The sequence below is a fragment of the Aliivibrio fischeri ATCC 7744 = JCM 18803 = DSM 507 genome (assembly GCF_023983475.1).
Taxonomy (GTDB): Bacteria; Pseudomonadota; Gammaproteobacteria; order Enterobacterales; family Vibrionaceae; genus Aliivibrio; species Aliivibrio fischeri.
This window is the reverse complement of sequence record NZ_CP092713.1, coordinates 630,797-650,878: the sequence shown is the minus strand read 5'-3', so window position 1 is coordinate 650,878 and position 20,082 is coordinate 630,797. Positions and strand designations below refer to the sequence as shown.

The following is a 20,082-nucleotide window of genomic DNA, read 5'->3' as shown; positions in this document are numbered from 1 at the left end:
TTACTTTTATCTATAGACAGAACAAAAAACATCAAAATTCTATCTATACAATATGCTTATGTCTAGCAATCTCCTTTGATTGGCTCGCAAAATCATAAGATATTTAATTTGGAATGAAAATCACACTCGAATACGTTTATTAATCTGAACTCTAGAACAACTAGAATAAGAGAAAGTTTCGTGGCATAGTCACTTTAAATACAGCAAGTTACCTCCTTAATAAGGACTGTTTACATGAAAAAAAACCGCCTGCTTACTGCTTTAGCATTATTTTTTTGCTCAGCCCCAAGTTTTGCCAATATATCTAATTTAACGGCAGCGCAATGCCAAGCAATGATTGGTAAAGGCGTTATGTCAACAAAAGCACCCGTTCAATGTGACCGTTTACGTAATGTCACCTTTAAGCATTACACGTTTAATGGGAAAACAGCGGCAGGTAAACTTGTTGTCTTAGATGCAGTGGCGCCTCACGTTGAACGTATTTTTGATGAGTTGTATCAGCAAGGCTTCCCAATAGCTCAAGCTAAACCTATTGAGTATTACGCTGGCAATGATGTTAAATCCATGGATGCTAATAACACCTCAGCATTTAACTACCGACCAATTGCAGGTAAATCTTCCCTCTCTTTACACGCTTATGGCGTTGCTATTGATATTAACCCGTTACAGAATCCGTTTGTTGAATTTACTTCATGGGGAACCGCGACATTCAAACCATTAAAAGGTCATGAATATTCAAACCGAATGCTGCAACGTTTAGGTAAGGAAGATAGAAAGGGATTTGCAGAGGAAGTGATTAATATTTTTGCTCAAAATGGATTCATTTATTGGGGCGGATATTGGGATACACCCATTGATTTTCAGCACTTTCAAACCAGTCGTGATATGGCGTATTTAATGACTGCAATGCCAACCAAAGAGGCGTCCGTATTTTTTAATCATTATGTTGATTGGGTTCAGTCATGCCAACAAAATTACGGTTCTAAGCAGATGAATAAATTCAAAGATTACACTTCATATTTGCAAACAGAATTAAAAACAACAACGTCTTTAAACCGTTTGTATAAAGCTAACCCTAGTTCGGTTATGCAAGCAATAAACAAGAAAGTCCAAGTATCAAAATCTCAATGTTTTAAATAAAAATCCTGAACCTGAAAAGCATAAACCCGTTGAACTCTCATTCAACGGGTTTATTTTTACTCAGCTTATAACGCTTATTTGTTTAAACGATTCGCAGTCCAAACATACAGAAGCTCTAAAGCAATCGTTGCACCAGCCAATGCCGTGATATCACTTTGGTCGTACGCAGGTGATACTTCTACCACATCCATACCAACCATGTTGATACCTTGCAAACCACGGATGATTTTTAAGATCTTATCTGAGTTCAAGCCACCACATACTGGTGTACCTGTACCCGGAGCAAACGCAGGATCAAGACAGTCAATATCAAACGTTAGGTATACTGGTTTGTCACCAACAATGCCTTTTACTTGCTCGATAATGGCATCAACACTCATGTCATTCGCTTGCATTGCGTTAATCACATTAAATCCGTGATCTTTTTGGTCATACTCAGTACGAATACCGATCTGAACAGAATGCTCCGGTGAAATAAGACCTTCGTTTGGTGCATGATAGAACATAGTACCGTGATCATAACGACTACCATGACTATAAGTATCAGTGTGAGCATCAAAATGAATTAATGCCATTTCACCGTATTTTTTACCATAAGCACGCAGCAAAGGCAGAGTAATAAAGTGATCACCACCTAAACCTAATAGGGTTTTACCGCTATTTAGAATCGCATCAGCTGCCGCTTCGAGGCGTACTGTTAAATCTTCTGCATCGCCCGTGTCAAAAACAAGGTCACCTGAATCAATCACTTTTGTATGATCAAATACATTGAAATCCCATGGGAATTTTTTACCTTCCCACGCTAGATTTACTGATGCACGACGGATCGCATCAGGACCTAAACGCGCACCAGGGCGACCTGAGGTTGCCATATCTAATGGTGCACCTAACACGACGATATCTGCATCGTTATCAATTGGGTTTTGTACCAATGGGCGACGCATAAATGTCATTGCATTTGAGTACAATGAATAATCTTTTTTGGTGAATAAATCGTTCATTAAAAATCTTCCAAATAGGTGTAACCCATTAAGCCTTGCTCTAACTCTTCAAGCACGCTTTGTTGTTCTTCTTCTGCAACTTTCGCTGTTACCATGTCTTTGTAGTTTTGACGGATCAAATCCACATCGATATGTACATAACGCATCATATCTTCAACGGTATCGCCTTCATTGATGTAATCAATATTTGCTTCGCCATTTTCATCAACATTAACAACAACGCTGTGAGTATCACCAAATAGGTTATGCATATCACCTAAGATTTCTTGGTATGCGCCCACTAAGAAGAAGCCCATTAAATAAGGCTCATCAGGGTTCCAAGCTGGTACTGGTAACGTTGTTTCAATACCTTGACCATCAACATATTGATCAATCGTACCATCTGAGTCACACGTAATATCCAATACAACAGCACGATGCTCATCCGCATTATCAAGACCGCTTAGTGGTAACACAGGGAACACCTGATCAATACCCCACGCGTCTGGTAATGATTGGAACAGAGAGAAATTCACAAAGAACTTATCCGCTAAACGCTCACTTAACTCATCCAAGATTGGACGGTGGTAGCGGTTCTTGGTGCTCATTTTTACGCTTAACTCATAGTTAATACGTAATGATACTTGCTCTGCCCATGCTCGATGCTGAAGGTTAATCATACCTGTCGCAAACTGATTATGAGCCTCTGCTACGTCACATTGAGTATCGTTATAAATCTCAATTAACGCACGATCATCGCTGCCGTTTTCTAACTGTTCTAAGTTACGCCACATATTGTGTAATAACAATGGATCATCTGCACAAGGCGCTTCTATTGCTTCTGGCGTGTAGCTTTCTGTACCAATAACATTAGTAATTAACACTGCGTGATGCGCCGTTAACGAACGACCAGATTCAGAGATAATCACTGGCATTGGTTGCGAGTAAAGCTGACAAATATCACCAATCGTCATTACGATATTACGTGCATATTCCGCCAAACCGTAGTTCATCGAGTTTGATGACTGACTGCGCGTTCCATCGTAATCCACCGCTAAACCACCACCGACATCGAGGTATTTTAGTTTTGCGCCAATATCACGTAATTCACAGTAAAAACGAGCCGCTTCACTCACACCATTACGAACATCACGAATGTTTGCCATTTGTGAGCCTAAATGGAAATGCACAAGCTCTAAAATATCTAATTGGTCTTCTGCTTTTAGGCGGTTAATTACCGTCAATACTTGAGAAGCAGATAAACCAAATTTCGATTTTTCGCCACCACTTGCTTGCCATTTACCCGCACCTTGAGAAGCAAGACGAATACGCAAGCCAAGACGTGGTTTAACACCTAATGCTTTTGCTTCAGACAGAACTAAATCTAATTCTGATAATTTTTCTAGAACGATAAAAACACTGTGACCAAGTTTCTCACCAATCAGTGCTAAGCGAACGTACTCACGGTCTTTATAACCATTACATACAATAACTGAACTCGCTTTTTGAGCTAGCGCTAATACAGCCAATAGTTCAGGTTTACTGCCTGCTTCTAAGCCTAATTGCTTCTGCTCTAATTGCGCCTGACTTGCAAGAATTTCATCAACCACTTCTTTTTGTTGGTTTACTTTAATTGGGTAAACAAGAAGGTAGTGGTTTTCATATTGGTATTCATCAATCGCTTGGTTAAATGCATTACAAATATTATGCACACGCTGATGAACGATTTGGGGAAAACGAACCAAAGCAGGCAATCCAATATTTCGCTGCTCTAATTGATTCACAATATGACTTAGTGGAACTTGGTGACTCGCGTCAGTGCGTGGTGAAACATAAACCTCACCATTGTCATCAATACCATAAAAACCTTGGCTCCAGTGCTTTACATTATACTCAGCACGGATACGTTCCAAATTAACCGAATGTTCCAAATCTAGACCTCACACAATAGGGCCATCAAAAGAAAATACTTCGTTGGAATATCGAAGCATAACCTAACAATCCTTGTAACCTAACAAGTTGTCGACGGCATTAACTAACATTCTTTAAACGTAGTCCAATAATGAATATTTATCGTAAGAATCGAAAAAATTTGTCGTTATTTTGGTTCAAAATTGAGAGATAAAACTGTAACGCTTTTTGTCATTATCCTTGTTTATCTGATACGAAACAGTAGAATCTCATTCAACATTTGCTGTAATTAATATGTTCTTATGCCAAAACTGAATCTGCATCGCCGTGACTATGTTTCAATCTTAGGAGGCGATATCTCTGCAGATAAATTAGAGCAATCGCTCAACCCTCATTTTGAAAAACCACACAATAAAATCACTCCAAGCCCTTATCTAACAGAAAAGAACCTTACTCGTCGTTGGGATAAACTTGCAAAACCTGAACTCCAATCAGAACTTCTTGATCCACACACCCAAAATCAAATGCATGTGTACGAGAAAAACATCGAGCATTTTATTGGCACGGTGAAACTGCCTGTTGGTCTTGCTGGCCCATTACGTGTGAATGGATTATTTGCCAATGATGATTACTTAGTGCCTCTTGCCACCACAGAAGCCGCCTTAGTCGCCTCTTATAACCGTGGAGCACAGCTATTGACGGCAAGTGGCGGCGCAAGTGCAATGCTGTTAAACGAAGGGGTAACACGAACGCCTGCGTTTGCCTTTTTTGGTCTAGCCGAAGCGGGACAATTTGTGGCATGGGCAGTGACTCAATACGACACATTCAAACAACTAGCAGAGTCCACCACCTCTCATGGGAAACTCAGCGACATTAATATCAGTATTGAAGGCAATCATGTTTATTTAGTATTCGAGTTTTTAACTGGTGATGCTTCAGGACAAAACATGGTAACCATTGCGACCAATGCCGTGTTTAGCTACATCATGGAAAACTCCCCTATCACGCCTGAAAATGCTTATTTAGATGGCAATTTATCAGGAGATAAAAAAGCAAGCAGCCAAACCTTGCGCAGTGTTCGCGGCAAAAAAGTCACTGCCGAAGCACACATTCCTGCGGAGTTAGTGAAAAAGTACCTACACACTACCCCTGAAAAAATGATGCAGTTTACTCAAATGAGTACAGTTGGTGCGACGCTCAGCGGAACTATAGGTATTAATGCACATTATGCTAACGCCCTAGCTGCTCTTTATATCGCTTGTGGGCAAGATGCGGCGTGTGTGGCTGAATCAGCCATTGGGATGACTCGCATTGAAGTCGATAGAAATGGGGACTTATACGCAAGTGTCACTCTGCCTAACCTTATGCTTGGTACAGTTGGCGGTGGTACCGGATTACCAAGTCAAAAAGCGTGCTTAGAATTAATGGGATTACATGGTGCTGGTAAATCTCAAGCACTGGCTGAAGTATGCGCAGCTTTATGCTTAGCTGGAGAGTTATCCATCGTAGGGGCATTCTGTGCGGGGCACTTCTCTCGAGCACATCATAAATTAGCTCGTTAATTAAAATAATGTCAGGTTTCCATATAAAAAATGGCACTTAATATGGGTGCCATTTCTTTTATTTGTTATATATCGTTTTATTATTTCTGCTCAACAAAGATAAGTTCATTTGTTTTAAAACCAAGTGATTTAGCAGTTGATACAAAACGTTCAATCACTTCTTGGTCCACTTTTTTAGTTCGAGAGAGTAGCCATAAATAATCGAGGTCAGGACCTGAAACAAAAGCATATTGATAATTTTCTTTATCTAACTCAAAAACAACATAAGAACCATAGAAAGGACCAAAGAAAGAAACTTTTAAATACCCCTCATCACTTCCATCAACAAATTTTGCTTTACCTAAAGCCTCATTCCATTGTTGATCTTGATCTGAAAAACCACGATTAATAACCTTTACACTGCCATCCTCATTAATTGAGTATTCTGCACTTACTTGACTCAAACCATCTTCAAAAGAATGATCCAAACGAGCTATCTCATACCAAGTACCAAGATAGCGATTCAACTCAAAGCCTGTAACGGGTTCTACGCCTTTTGGCATTCCCAAACATCCATTGAGCATCATCAAAATAACAGCCCCAAAACCCACTTTACTTATACTTTTAAACATCATTGTCTCCATTACTCTTATCTTTTTGTTATTACGATACTTTTCAACAAAAAGATCATCCCATAGTTAAATATGACTGCGCCTTTATTTATTACGGTTTGGAATATTCATTATTCCTAAATGGTATTTATTTTTATTTATCATAAAACCAAAAATAAATTTGTGACTAATCGCATTTTTATTATACGCATGAGTACTTTTCATGCCCTTTTGATAATTAATATAAGAGCACTTTATGAAACCCTTTTTTAGCTACTCTTTAACTGCCTCTGCTGTTTTGCTCAGTTTTAATGCCTTTTCTAGCGGATTATTTCTTCAGGAAGCAACCGTTGCGAATGCTGGTACAACAGGCGCAGGAGACGGCGTTTACACTGAATCTGCGGCTGCAATGTGGACAAACCCTGCCACCATGTCCTACATGGGAGAAAGTAAAACAACCATCAATGCCATGGCGTTTGATTTAGAAATGAAATTTAATGATAACAATGGTTCAGAAGATGGCAGAGCACATTCAATTTTACCTTCAGCCGGCGCTTTTCATACTCAAGCGATAACAGACAAATTACACTTTGGTTTAGCGCTTGGCGCTGTTGGTGGCTCAAGTTTAGACTATGGTAGTGATTGGGCTGGCAGTAAACTATTAGAAGATATCAGCTTGACTGCAATGCAGTTAAATCCTGCTTTAAGTTATCAAGTAAATGAACGATTATCATTAGGGGCTGGCTTACAATTTAGTTGGGCTTCTTTTGAGCAATCAATGTCAGGAATTACCGCTGAAAAAGATTCTGATTGGGCATATGGCTATAATTTAGGGGTTATGTATCAAGTTTCTGAACAAGCATCCATGGGCTTAAGCTACCGTTCAAAACTTGAGCATGAATTTAATAATAACATTCGCTTAGATAACGCTAATCCAACACTTTCGAGTGGAATGATCATGCCTGATATTGTTGATCTCAGCACCAATTATGCATTAAGTAAAGATGTAAACTTATTAAGTAGCATACAGCTGCACCGTTGGAGCCACTGGGATTCGACCATTTTAGACGCAAACCTAGGTAATGGTGGTGCCGAAATAAAACGAGATTGGGATGATGTATGGAAATTTGCCATCGGTGCTGATTATCGTCTGAATTCTGATTGGCGTTTAAAGGCCGGATTCTCATATGAAACCTCACCTCAAGATGATCCTTCGATGCAATGGGTAGATTTACCGGTAGGTGAACAATATCGCTACTCTGTTGGTGCATCCACATCATGGGACGGTATTACAATGGATATGTTTTATGAATACGCCGATTTAGGCTCTGTTGATATGGATCGTTTAAATGTAGATGGCTCCTTCGACGGCAGAATCCACTTTGTGGGCGTAAACTTTACTTTTTAAAGAAAAAATAAATGGCCTACCAATTGAGTTGGTAAGCCATTTTAATTTGTCGGATCGTTAAAATTGATAGTTAAATTCAATTCGGTGATCACCGTCTGCAAAGTGTGTATCTTCAGTCCAATTAGCAAAATAACGAATATTAGATCGTTTCGTGATCTGATAACTAATAGCGGCTTCGTGAGTTAACATTGCGTCATTATCTACGCCGTAAGCATTATTTTTATATTCATCAGATCCTGAAACCGTCCCTAAATACATTGGGTTATAGTTAATCCAAATTTTGTCGGTAACTTCAATTTTACTATACAGCCCTGCCACATAAAAAGAACCGTGCAAATCATAACGATCTTGTGCCTGAGCAGCACCTTGATCGCCAACATCATAGGATTCTCCAGCAGCTAAACCCAAACCAGCTAAAGGATATAAACTAACAGGGCCCATTTTTGGAAGAGCCTGTATAAAACTGTAAGAAGCTGAGCCTTGGTTACGATCAAAATTCCAATCAACATCAATCTGAGCACCACGGCCATTGGTTAAATCAACACTAAAATTACGGAAACGTATCGAGTCAATACTATCATCATTATTTGCACGAGCATCGCCATTCCAACCAACAGCCTCACCAGCAATACCTTTGATCTCGATGACATTCATACCCATCGTAATATCACTGCCCGTATCATACGTTTGACCTATTTTTAAGTTCAATCCCTTATCGGTATAGCCTGCACCAGCTTGAGTATAAACGGCCAATGGATCTGACATATCTTGAACATCATCTTGTTTGTCGTCAGCAAGCACAGTACCACTAAAAATAGACAGTCCAACAAGCGTAAATAACGATCTTGTCGTACACTTCTTCATTTCAATATCCCCTATAGTTATAAGCAAAGTCAAAGCAATGCATTGAATATAAATATTTTTATCAACAAAGGGACGATACGCGATGGATACAGCTGAGCCAATGATATGGAGGTTATATCGAATATAACTATTTTGATATGTTAGATTTTTATCCACCAAAACCGTACAATCAACGGATTGAATATTCAAAAACAATATTGTTATTAAATAGGTAAAAGATTTGCACACATTAGCGCAGTTACAATCTGGTGAATTACAAGGAATTACCCGATTACAATTAAGTGAACAACTCACTGAATTTCCAAAAGAAATCTTATCTCTTGCGGATTCATTAGAGATCTTAGATTTATCAAACAATCAACTAACTACGCTACCAAATGAGATAAATCAATTATCGAAATTAAAGATCTTTTTTGCATCAAATAACCCGTTTACTGTATTTCCTGATGCTCTGGCACAATGTGAAAACCTTGAAATGATTGGGTTTAAGTCATGCCAGATTAAACAGATCCCCGAAAACGCTTTTCCACCGAAATTACGCTGGCTTATCTTAACGGACAACCAACTCAAAACAGTGCCAGATGCTTTAGGTGAATGTAATTTAATGCAAAAACTGGCATTAGCCGGAAATAAACTAACCGAACTACCAGATAATTTATCTCAGCTACACAATTTAGAATTACTGCGTATTTCTGCAAATCAATTAACAAAATGTCCAGATCAACTACTTGATTTACCAAAATTGGCTTGGTTTGCTTTTGCTGGTAATCCATTCTGTAAATCAGATCTAAAAATCAAATCAGTACCTACGGTCTCTTCAAGTGACTACACGTTAGAAAGTGTATTAGGTCAAGGCGCATCTGGCGTTATTTCTAAAGCTCATTGGAATAAAGCGCAAACGGATTTCCCACAAGAGATCGCTGTTAAAGTATTTAAAGGCGAAGTCACAAGTGATGGATACCCTGAAGATGAGTTGCAAGCGTGTTTAAAAGTAGGCAATCACCCAAGTTTGGTACAATCGTTAGCACAAGTTAATGAAGAAAATCATCTCGCGTTGATCATGAACTTGATCCCTGCGCATTACAAAAACTTAGGTTTACCACCTAGTTTAGAAAGTTGTACACGGGATACTTTCCCTAATGGATTCAGTTTATCACTCGAAAAAATAAATAAAATGACATCAGAAATGTGCAATGTATTCAACCACCTGCATGATAATCAAGTGTGTCATGGGGATCTATACGCACACAACACGCTATTTGATAATGAAGCAAATATTATCTTTGGTGATTTTGGTGCCGCCAGTATGTACCACATGCTAAGTACTACACAGCAACAAAAGATAAGAACCATTGAAAAGCGAGCACTTAACCATTTTATTGATGACTTAATGAGTGTATGCGAACACTAAAGAGAAACTAAAATTTACAATGTAAACTTCAAAAATTAAAAAGCCTTAAATAATCCTACAGTTAAGGCTTTTTATTTAATTATTAATTAGTTAACTATTAAAAAAGTAACAGATTATTCCGCTACTTTTGAAATGGATAAATAGAACCTAAATGCATGATTTGCGTTAATTCATCTAATGCTGAGCGAGATTCTACTAGCAATTGAGGATCCGCAAGATCTTTATCTTCAATACGGTCTCGATAATGCTTATCAGCCCATAGATTAAGAGTCGTAAATAGCTCTTCACTCATTAACGTATGTTGATTTACCGCCTTTTGCTCAGCTTCATTTAACACGACTCGCAAACGCAAACACGCTGGTCCACCACCATTTTGCATACTCTGTTTTAAATCAAAGGTATGTAACTCATCAATACCACACTTTTGCTCTACTAGCTCATTTAAATAAGCCCATACTCTTGAATTTTGACGACAATGCTCAGGAAGAATAATCAAAGTAGTTCCATCAGCTTTAGTGATTAACTGACTATTAAACAGATACGTTTCTACGGCATCTTGAACGGATACTTTATCAGTTGGTACCTCAATAACATTAAAGCCAGAACCATAAGAAGCACATAAATCAGATTTCACTTTTTCTTGATTCAAAAAAGCTTGTTGGTGACAAAACAATGTATTCTTATTTCCCACAGCAATTACATCGTTATGAAAGACACCTTGGTCAATAACATCGGGATTCTGTTGTGCAAATACGGTAAATTGCTCACGTAAACCATGTGTACGAGCGATAGCCTCACTCGCTTCTAATGTCTGACGTGCTGGGTATTTTTTCGGAGCAAGGTAACTCTCATTAAAGGCGCTTTTTCCAAAAACAAAAAACTCCACCCCTTGTTCACCATACTCACGACAAAAACGAGTGTGATTTGCAGCGCCTTCATCACCAAAGTAATCACTGTGTGGTAATGCTTGATGGTGAACAAAGTGCTCCTCATCAGAAAAAGTGGCTTTTAAAATATTTCCCGTGACTTGGTCCTCTATCGAACGGTGAAACTTATTAATTAAATTAGCTGGTGTAAAATGGACTTTCCCATCTGTTGTATCAGCACTTGGAGAGACAGTACCTGCATTGGCCGTCCACATACTTGATGCAGAAGAACAAGCAGCAAGTAATTGAGGTGAATATTGATATGACTTTTTTAGTATTTCAGAATCAGAGCCAGAAAAACCTAAACGTCGAAGTGTATGGATATCTGGACGCTCCTGTGGTGCAAGCACCCCTTGAACAAACCCCATATCATGCAATGCTTTCATTTTTTCCAAACCTTGCTTTACTGCTTGTTTGGGATTAGACACACCAGATTGATTGCTTTTAGAGGCGATATTACCAACCGACAAGCCGCTGTAATTATGTGTAGGCCCAACGAGCCCATCAAAGTTTGATTCAACTGCTTTCATATATTCCCTCATGACTGTTAACTGCTACTTGTTAAGCTCTTTGGCTCACTCTTTGGCTCACTCTTTGGCATCGATATTAGCAAACTTATCTCTAATCAGTAGCATTTGATATCATCAAACAAGCGCACTATCACAACTTTTATTTAACATTTACCACAATTTAATTAACTATTCTCTGTCATAAAATAACTATGCAGATTTTTATTCTGAAACGTTATAAAGCCTCCTTACACCACAAAAACCATCATTGATAAAACCTATTAAAATGATAGTTGATAATAATTCTCATTTGCATTTACTAATGGTTTTTTATTATGATGACTACTAATTCATTTTCTCAATCGCTTTCGTTGTCGCAATTTTCTTTGCAACATAAACGCTTAATATTACCTATCACTTTACTAGCATTAGTTGGTGCAGAAACAACACGAGACCTTACCGTTACAACTCTATCTGATGCTTTTTGGGCGGTTTCAACCTACGTTGCTTTTACCTTAGTTATTTATCATTACCTTTCAAATATCATGGGTAAAACCAATCGTATTACTGCTTTGTATAACAAATCTCGTACTAACCAAGTTGTCTTCTCATCTCTACTTGGCGCACTTCCAGGCTGTGGTGGTGCCATTGTTGTTACGACTCAATATATTAGCGGAAAGGTAGGATTCGGTTCTGTCGTCGCAGTATTAACAGCAACCATGGGAGATGCCGCTTTCTTATTAATTGCAGCTCAACCAAAAGTTGGGTTTGGTGTAATGGCATTAGGCGTTGTTGTTGGTATTGTTTCAGGGATGGTAGTAAACGCTATCCATAAAGATGACTTCTTGCGTCCTGAATCACCACAAATTAAAGAACCAACTAAACAAGATATTCCATGTTTACAAGTAAAAGCGATTAATCTACAAGGCACTTTTTGGAAGTTGGTATTAATTCCAGCAACAATTGTTGCGGTTTTAGGCTCATTCCAAGTCGATATTAACCAATTGTTTCACCTACCAGAACATAGCATTGAATGGATTGGAGCAATATTAGCGATTGGCAGCATGATGTTATGGGCATTAACTAAAGAGATCAGTGATTATCAATCGACTGTTTCTGAAGATAATAAGTGCGTAAGTTCTCACCCTATACAAAAAGCAGCACAAGATACGAATTTTGTTTCTGCCTGGGTTATTGTTGCTTTCTTAATTTTTGAATTAACCACTTACTTTTCTGGTATCAACTTGCACACGGTGTTTTTAGGTTATGGAATGTGGATGCCATTAATTGGTTTAGCAATTGGTTTACTGCCAGGCTGTGGCCCTCAAATTCTGGTAACTAGTCTATATCTATCAGGAGCTATGCCAATGTCTGCACAACTTTCAAATGCAATTTCAAATGATGGTGATGCACTTTTCCCTGCGATTGCACTAGCTCCAAAAGCGGCAATGGTTGCAACCTTCTACTCAGCAGTTCCTGCCTTTGTGGTTGGCTATGGTTATTACTTCCTATTTGAAATGTAGTGCTTCACTAACTAGATAAACTAAACCTGAAAATGCGAATAGATTGTCTCGTCCTAAAATACGTTGACGATTTTTAATTGAAAGCTAAGTGCGTACGCACTTGGCTTTTTTGTGTACTTGATTTGGTGTACTCATTCCCAAGCTTAAATGTGGCCGCATTTCATTATAAATAAAAATAGATTCTTCAACTAAATGCCTTAACTCCTCTAAATCTTTACAGTCATACAAAAGAAACTCTTGTTTAAGTATCCCATTTATTCGCTCTGCTAATGCATTTTGATAGCAATCATAACCATCCGTCATTGATGGCTTAATATCATTTTTATTCAATTTTTCCTGATAAACCTTTGAACAATACTGTAATCCTCGGTCTGAATGATGAATCGTACTCCTTTGATATTGACGGCTATCTATCGCCATATCAAGAGCTTTGACTACATCAGTAGCTTTCATTTCATCACTTAATTCATATCCCATTATCTTTCGACTATAAGCATCTGTTACTAAAGATAAATAATGAATACCTTTTTGTGATTGAACGTAAGTGATATCACTAACAAAAACCTCTTCAGATGCTTGAGGTGTTACTTCTTTAAGTAAATTAGGATGTTTTTTCATCCAATGCTTACTATAGGTAGTTTTTGTATAACTTCGTTTAGGTTTTACTAATAAGCACTCATTTCTTAAATAGGAAAAAAAGTTATCTCTGCCTAACTTTATGCCATGAGTGATGAATTTGGGCTTAAGTAAAAAATATAATTTTTTACCTCCAATACGAGGCATATATCGACGAATTTCTTGCACCATATTTTTAACCGGTGAAAGTTCAACGGCACGTTTCAGAGCTCTACGTTCTTGTTGGTATATACATTGTCTTGTAATGCCAAGTAGCTGACTAGCTCGCTCTAAGCTGATCATTTTCTGCTTTTGAAGACTTCTTGCTCCTTGGCAATATACTTTTTTCTAAGGCCTGCACCATGTTCTGCGTCCATGATATTCACTACTTCATTAAGTAATAAATTACGCATTCTTTCATCATCAAGCTCTCGCTCTAAACGTTTAATTTTTTGTGCAGGCGATTCTTTCGCTTTCGGGGATTTAGGCATAATAATCTTAGGTGATTGAGACCAGTCCATCTTACCGTGTTTTCTTAACCAAGTAAGTACGGTAGATCGACCTTGAATGCCATAAATGTTTTGAGCTTGCTTATAGGTCATATCGCCTTTTTCTATAGCGGCAACAAGCTGCAATTTAAAGCCTAATGAATAATCGCGTTGAGTTCGCTTATTCTTTGTTTTTTCTTGATTTGTCATATAAAAGTCCTAAATGTGTAAACACATTTCAGGACGAGACAGATGAAACAACAAAGGCGACAGTATTATGCTGTCGCCTTTTGTATTAAAACGTAAAACAAAACGTGATTTACTTAGGCTGTAGATCCAAAATAAAATCAATATCTTCTGCACTGTGGCGTTCTGGCACTTGCTCCCATGGTTCGCCCCATGAACGGTTTACAATACGTCCACGTTGAACCCCTTTTCGTTGCGCTATCTCTTTTGCCCATTCAAGAACATGCACATAGCTTTCGACATCTAAAAACTCTGCTGCATCATATAAATTCCCTAATACTAGATTGCCATACCAAGGCCAAATAGCCATATCAGCAATACTATATTCATTACCAGCAATGTATTTGGTGGTAGCAAGCTGCTTATCAAGCACATCTAATTGGCGTTTTGCCTCCATTGAGAATCGATTAATGGGGTATTCATATTTTTCTGGCGCATACGCATAGAAATGACCGAAACCACCACCTAAATAAGGAGCCGAGCCCTGTAGCCAAAATAGCCAATTTAATACTTGAGCACGACCAGAAACATCTTTAGGAATAAAATGCCCAAACTTATCAGCCAAATACAATAAAATAGCACCAGATTCAAATACATGAAGTTCAGGATCAACAGAATGGTCAACTAGCGCAGGGATCTTTGAGTTTGGGTTAATATCAACAAAGCCAGATGCAAATTGATCTCCCTCTCCAATATTAATTAAATACGCGTCATATTCGGCCTCTTTAATCCCTAATGCGAGCAACTCTTCCAATAGAATCGTCACTTTTTGTCCATTTGGTGTCGCTAAAGAGTACAGCTGTAAAGTATGTTCACCAATAGGCAATTCTCGCTCATGCCTTGCCCCTGAGTATGGTCGATTGATGCTCGCCCATTGACCACTGCTGTCTGTTTCTGATATCCAAACTTTTGGGGGTACATATTGATTATTCATACTCGCTCCTTACTCATTCATGCTCAATATTTACACATTATTACTATAGACCACTTCTAAAAAACCATGTATTCGCTATACGGAAAAAATAGCCAAAGCACCTTGATAAGCATAAAATCACAGCTCTATCGCTATTAACTATTTAAGGTTCATAATGTCAGCGTTTTTTGGCGCATTAGCGTTTATTGTTTGGGGATTAGTTCCTATTTATTTCCATCAACTTGGTACCATGGAACCTATGTTGATCCTATCAAGTCGTATTTTTTGGTCAGCGATAATCTTAGTGGCACTTTTCGCCTACAAACCCAAGTTAATTAATAAAGCCCAATGCACTCCTAAAAATATTGCCTTAGCTGCTGCTGCAGGTATTTTGATGAACCTATCTTGGCTCGGTTTTGTTTATGCCACCATCAGTAATAATATTATGGCGGCTTCTCTAGCCTTCTACATTACGCCTGTAATGGTGTTTTTTATGGGCTTCATTTTCTTTAAAGAGCAAATCCAAAAAAATCAAAAAATTGCGTTATTTTTAATGGTATTGGCTATTGCTGTCTATGTTGCTTTAGATAAACAATTACCTTTACTTAGCTTGGCTATCTCTGTCTCTTTTGCTAGCTATATCGCCATAAAAAAACTGGTTACATTTAATACCTTTGGTGCCATTTTCTTTGAACATATTATTTTTGCTCCCCTAGCCCTATTGTATATAACAACCCATTCATCTGGATTATCTTCAACAGAATGGGGATTATTAGTGGGGACAGCCCCACTGCAACTGTTGCCTATTTTGCTACTAACAATTTCATTACTCAAAACACCATTAAGTAAAATCAGTTTATTGCAATACATTGAACCGACATTCCACCTAGCATTAGCATTGTGGGTTTATCATGAGCCTATTTCTTTAGGTCAAAAATCAGCACTGATTATTGTGATTATCTCCATTATGATCGCCTCTCTAAAAGCAAGAAAAAAGATAACCATTGAGAGCATTAATAAAAGCTAATTGGTAAATAAAAATCTAACTCAAACTCTTCGTTTTCATTTAAAAAATGGTTTTTGTGATAACGAACGTAAGCCGGTGTTGATCTCAATTTAAATCCCGACGCCGGCAGCCATCGCTCTAATACATGACTAATCTGTGGAAGAAGTTGCCCATATACACCACTCAACTTAAATACGGCGTGTAAACCTCCAGGGATCACCATTTGATTCACGACACCACGATATTTAAGTGGTTTATCTATTGCTATACATGCGACATATCGACATTTAGCTAATTCAACCCATGCGGGATTAGAATGATGCAAGCCAAATTGAGTTGAGAAATCACGCTCTTCTGAATTTGCCCACGCTTTTAATATTAACCATGCATTTCGAATAGAACGATTATATCCTTCATGCCTTACATAAGCGGCAAGTCTATCTTCTACTTCAATAATTTTTGGTTGAGGTAATGGTTTATCTGCCACACTGACATAACCTGCAGCAATTTCATCGTCTTTTAAATACGGTTTATCCGATATTTGTAAATCGTGTTTTCTCCACTCCCCTGGAGCCATACCAAACGTAGATTTAAACGCACGGCTAAAAGAAGAAAGTGAACTAAATCCACACGTATTCGCAATATCTAGTACAGATGATTTTGTATCAAACATCAATTGGTTTGCGGCATACTCCATTCTTGTACGACGAATATATTGATGAATGGATTCCCCCACCACTTGTTTAAAGATCCGATGAAAATGTTGTTCAGAATAAGCAGCAACATCTGCCAAATCTTTCACTGCAAGCTCTTTGCTAATGTCTTTGTGAATATGAAATAAGACATCATTAATTCTTGATAGATGTTGTCGGCTCATGATCGAAAAATAGCATAAATGGACATATTTATAAGCATAAACGGACAAACAAAGTTATACAACGCCTTGTACTATCGGATCAGTTAAAAAATATTATTTTATGGGAACATATATGGAAATCGCTCATTCTCTGCAACAAATTCAATCCTCTTACATTAGAGAAATTCTGGCTGCGGCTTCAGACAAAAACGTCATTTCTCTTGCTGGTGGGTTACCTGATGAAGAGACCTTTCCCATTGAAATAATGAAACCAATTCTTGAAAGCTTATCTGATATGCCAGATGTCTTTCAATATGGTGCAACAGCAGGTTACGCCCCACTTTTAGAGTTTCTTACACAGAAGTTTGAATTGCCTGAAAACCACTTACCAATGATATGTACTGGCTCTCAACAAGGACTAGACTTGATTGCTCGAGCTTACATTAACCCGGGCGATACTGTGGTAATGGAAGCACCTAGCTACCTTGGTGCCATGCAAGTCTTTGGGTTAGTTCAAGCAAGTATTTCCACCGTATCTCAAACGGAGTTTGGACCTAATCTTGAAGAACTAGAGCAATGCTTTATTCAAGAGTCACCGAAAATGTTTTACGCGGTTCCTGATTTCCACAATCCAACAGGTGTATGTTGGTCATTAAAAACCCGTAAAAAAGTGGCTGAATTGTGTATTCAGTATAACGTCGCTTTTATTGAAGATGCTCCTTATCGCGAACTTCGTTTTACTGGCGAAGCGTTGCCAATGGTATCCAGTTTCTGCCCTCAAGATTCAATTGTATTACGCTCTTTCTCTAAAATAGCCTCTCCAGGTTTACGTATTGGTGTTGTCACAGGTAAAAAGAGTTATATCGAACCATTAATTAAAGTAAAGCAAGGCGCAGATTTACACTCAAGCGTACCTATGCAAGCCCTGTTACTTGGCTTACTCAAACATGAGAAATTTAAACAGCATATGCAAACCATCCAAACGCTTTATAAACAGCGTTATGATGTTTTATACAATGAACTTAAAGCCCAGCTTCCGGCACAATGTGAAGTCAACGCCGTTGATGGTGGCATGTTTATTTGGGTATCATTACCAGATTGCGATACATTTGAACTTGCGAGCACATTGATAGCCAATGGGGTGGCTGTTGTTCCTAGTCCTGTGTTTTACCCAAAACCAGAAGGCAGCCCTGCAGCTTTGCGACTAAACTTTACTAATGCTAAACCAAATGAGTTAGTAGAAGCGGTAAATCGTTTAACAAACGTATTGAATAAGTCAGTCAATTAACCTTATTCAAATTCTTATCTAAAGAAGTGAAATAGTATGAAAATATTCAGCAATTTTGAAAGTGGCAATATTCATGTAGTAACGGCAGAATCGCCTAATGATATCCAGTTGACCATTCCTGCCAATAATCAAACTGAGATCTCCCAATGGTTTCACTTTCGCTTAGAGAGCCAGCCTCAGCAAGAACATAACTTCAAAATATTGAATTTAGCAACATCAGCCTATCCAGAAGGTTGGCAGGATTATGATGTTGTTGCGTCTTATGATCGTGAAGAATGGTTCCGTATTCCTACTGAGTTTGATGGTGACACGCTAAGCTTTAACGTAATTCCAGAATACCGTTCAATGTATTTTGCTTACTTTGCGCCTTACTCATACGATCGTCATCAAGATCTATTACACGGTGCACAAACCCATCATAACTGCCAATTAGAAACTCTTGGGGTCACATTAGATAATAATGACATCAGTATTCTAACCATTGGTGAGCCTGCAGAAGGTAAAAAGAACATCTGGATCACAGGTCGCCAGCACCCAGGGGAAACCATGGCTGAATGGTTTATTGAAGGTTTACTGCTTCGCTTGTTAGATGAGACCGATACAGTAGGTCGCGCTCTGCTTGATAAAGTCGTGTTCCATATTGTTCCTAACATGAACCCTGATGGCAGTATTCGTGGTCACTTACGTACCAATGCCATTGGCGTAAACTTAAACCGTGAATGGCAAACACCATCAATGGAAAGATCACCTGAAGTCTTTTTAGTACGTGAACGTATGTTAGAGACAGGTGTTGATATGTTCTTAGATATTCACGGTGATGAAGCGATTCCATATAACTTTGTAGCAGGAGGCGAAGGCATTCCATCATATGATGACCGCATTGCAGCTCTTGAGAACACATTTAAGCAAGCATTGCTAACCATTACTCCTGAGTTCCAAGATGACATTGGTTATGACAAAGATGAACCGGGAACCGCTAATTTAACGGTGGGCTCAAACTGGGTTGGAGAGCAATTTAAGTGTCTCTCTTACACGGTTGAAATGCCATTTAAAGATCATATTAGCTATGCTGATGAGCTATATGGTTGGTCGCCGGAAAGAAGCATCGCCTTTGGACAAGACGTTTTAAGTGCGATTTGGGCAACCGTTGGAAAACTGTAATTCACAATGATAAAAGCCGATCTAAAATGATCGGCTTTTATTATTTAACAATTTGCTTTAATTGATTTGTTTAATCCAAACTTGTGGAAACTGCCAATTATCACTTTGTATTTCCAAACTGGTTAATTCATCATTATCTGTAGATAGGTTTATTAAACCTCTTGTTTTACCAAACGAACAAGAATTACTCTTAATCCTAAAATAGGCCGCTTGCTCTTCAAGAATGAGATTAACTTGAGCCTTATCTTTACAATGATTAGATGTCATCTCTAATTTACCATTGTCTGAAATGGTTAAGTTATAAATATCATCATCAAGCAATGCGGTGTAATGGCCAGAGAATTGTGATAACTCTAACGGGAGTTCTTGCTTAAGACTCAATTCAAAATCACTATCATAAGATGAACAGAACCACTTTTTCTCTGCAGGAGAGCACATATATTCTCCATTATTAAATGAGATGCGGTTCGATTCATTATCCATTTGTCCTACATAGCTGCTTTGTCGATCACGATCATCCCACTGTGTCATAAGAATATCTTCAGACTCACTCGCAGTTATTTCAATTTTAATTGGATCACCATTCTCGCTAGTAGCAACACCAGTAAATACACCCGGTGAATACACCTCATGACACCCGGTTAATAAAAGTAATAACCCGACAGGTAAACCTAATCTAATCATG

At 38.3% G+C, this 20,082-nt stretch carries 17 protein-coding genes; 8 read left to right on the top strand and 9 right to left on the bottom strand.

Going from position 1 to position 20,082, the window contains the following annotated elements; genetic code table 11:
• Positions 1-234 precede the first annotated feature (234 nt).
• The gene (locus AVFI_RS16455) at positions 235-1,140 is read left to right on the top strand and encodes a M15 family metallopeptidase (RefSeq protein ID WP_188863818.1); all 906 of its coding nucleotides are present in this window, start codon (positions 235-237) and stop codon (positions 1,138-1,140) included.
• A 74-nt stretch (positions 1,141-1,214) separates the two neighbouring features.
• On the opposite strand, the gene speB is transcribed toward AVFI_RS16455, so the two are convergent.
• Together speB and speA are read right to left on the bottom strand one after the other, a co-directional pair.
• Positions 1,215-2,141: an agmatinase gene (speB, locus tag AVFI_RS16450; RefSeq protein ID WP_011263658.1), complete on the bottom strand. Its 927-nt coding sequence runs from the start codon at positions 2,139-2,141 to the stop codon at positions 1,215-1,217.
• On the bottom strand, positions 2,141-4,033 hold the full coding sequence (gene speA, locus AVFI_RS16445; RefSeq protein WP_373367054.1) for an arginine decarboxylase: 1,893 nt from the start codon (positions 4,031-4,033) through the stop codon (positions 2,141-2,143). Before speA ends, speB begins: the two co-directional genes overlap by 1 nt.
• A 300-nt stretch (positions 4,034-4,333) precedes the next feature.
• On the opposite strand from speA, the gene AVFI_RS16440 reads away from it, so the two are divergent.
• Positions 4,334-5,593 carry a hydroxymethylglutaryl-CoA reductase gene (locus AVFI_RS16440; RefSeq protein WP_012534689.1) on the top strand — a complete coding sequence of 420 codons (1,260 nt, stop codon included), beginning with the start codon at positions 4,334-4,336 and terminating at the stop codon, positions 5,591-5,593.
• An 80-nt stretch (positions 5,594-5,673) separates the two neighbouring features.
• On the opposite strand, the gene AVFI_RS16435 is transcribed toward AVFI_RS16440, so the two are convergent.
• Positions 5,674-6,204, bottom strand: coding sequence for a lipocalin family protein (locus AVFI_RS16435; RefSeq protein WP_065624306.1), 531 nt, complete (start codon positions 6,202-6,204; stop codon positions 5,674-5,676).
• 235 nt (positions 6,205-6,439) lie between these two features.
• On the opposite strand from AVFI_RS16435, the gene AVFI_RS16430 reads away from it, so the two are divergent.
• On the top strand, positions 6,440-7,591 hold the full coding sequence (locus AVFI_RS16430) for an OmpP1/FadL family transporter (protein ID WP_188863817.1): 1,152 nt from the start codon (positions 6,440-6,442) through the stop codon (positions 7,589-7,591).
• 57 nt (positions 7,592-7,648) lie between these two features.
• Here the strand turns inward: AVFI_RS16430 and AVFI_RS16425 are convergent, their stop codons facing one another.
• Entirely contained in the window at positions 7,649-8,455 is an 807-nt protein-coding gene (locus tag AVFI_RS16425) for a hypothetical protein (RefSeq protein WP_012535017.1), read from the bottom strand.
• Between the two features lie 220 nt (positions 8,456-8,675).
• Here AVFI_RS16425 and AVFI_RS16420 point away from each other — a divergent pair, with 220 nt between their 5' ends.
• Positions 8,676-9,866: a leucine-rich repeat-containing protein kinase family protein gene (locus AVFI_RS16420; protein ID WP_188863816.1), complete on the top strand. Its 1,191-nt coding sequence runs from the start codon at positions 8,676-8,678 to the stop codon at positions 9,864-9,866.
• Between the two features lie 121 nt (positions 9,867-9,987).
• On the opposite strand, the gene astB is transcribed toward AVFI_RS16420, so the two are convergent.
• Positions 9,988-11,322, bottom strand: a complete 1,335-nt coding sequence (gene astB / locus AVFI_RS16415) for an N-succinylarginine dihydrolase (protein WP_188863815.1) — start codon at positions 11,320-11,322, stop codon at positions 9,988-9,990.
• 314 nt (positions 11,323-11,636) lie between these two features.
• Between astB and AVFI_RS16410 the strand changes: the two genes are divergently transcribed.
• Positions 11,637-12,824: a putative manganese transporter gene (locus AVFI_RS16410; protein ID WP_012535665.1), complete on the top strand. Its 1,188-nt coding sequence runs from the start codon at positions 11,637-11,639 to the stop codon at positions 12,822-12,824.
• 84 nt (positions 12,825-12,908) lie between these two features.
• Here AVFI_RS16410 and AVFI_RS16405 read toward each other — a convergent pair.
• Positions 12,909-14,137 (bottom strand): IS3 family transposase gene (locus tag AVFI_RS16405; RefSeq protein ID WP_408580437.1). Its coding sequence is split into 2 segments (ribosomal slippage): positions 12,909-13,774 and positions 13,774-14,137, totalling 1,230 coding nucleotides; the frame shifts between segments, so codons are not numbered across the junction.
• 109 nt (positions 14,138-14,246) lie between these two features.
• A complete protein-coding gene (yghU, locus tag AVFI_RS16400; RefSeq protein ID WP_065640037.1) occupies positions 14,247-15,107 on the bottom strand; it encodes a glutathione-dependent disulfide-bond oxidoreductase in 861 nt (286 codons plus the stop codon).
• A gap of 154 nt (positions 15,108-15,261) precedes the next feature.
• On the opposite strand from yghU, the gene AVFI_RS16395 reads away from it, so the two are divergent.
• Positions 15,262-16,113, top strand: coding sequence for an EamA family transporter (locus tag AVFI_RS16395; RefSeq protein WP_188863718.1), 852 nt, complete (start codon positions 15,262-15,264; stop codon positions 16,111-16,113).
• Here AVFI_RS16395 and AVFI_RS16390 read toward each other — a convergent pair.
• Positions 16,100-16,969, bottom strand: coding sequence for an AraC family transcriptional regulator (locus AVFI_RS16390; protein WP_065621450.1), 870 nt, complete (start codon positions 16,967-16,969; stop codon positions 16,100-16,102). The two genes, AVFI_RS16395 and AVFI_RS16390, sit on opposite strands and share 14 nt — an antisense overlap.
• 112 nt (positions 16,970-17,081) lie before the next feature.
• On the opposite strand from AVFI_RS16390, the gene AVFI_RS16385 reads away from it, so the two are divergent.
• On the top strand, positions 17,082-18,236 hold the full coding sequence (locus AVFI_RS16385) for an aminotransferase-like domain-containing protein (protein WP_054775901.1): 1,155 nt from the start codon (positions 17,082-17,084) through the stop codon (positions 18,234-18,236).
• 36 nt (positions 18,237-18,272) lie between these two features.
• Positions 18,273-19,397 (top strand): M14 family metallopeptidase, encoded by a 1,125-nt coding sequence (locus AVFI_RS16380; protein ID WP_054775900.1) that lies wholly within the window; start codon positions 18,273-18,275, stop codon positions 19,395-19,397.
• A gap of 57 nt (positions 19,398-19,454) precedes the next feature.
• On the opposite strand, the gene AVFI_RS16375 is transcribed toward AVFI_RS16380, so the two are convergent.
• Positions 19,455-20,081: a hypothetical protein gene (locus AVFI_RS16375; RefSeq protein ID WP_054775899.1), complete on the bottom strand. Its 627-nt coding sequence runs from the start codon at positions 20,079-20,081 to the stop codon at positions 19,455-19,457.
• Position 20,082: the final 1 nt, after the last annotated feature.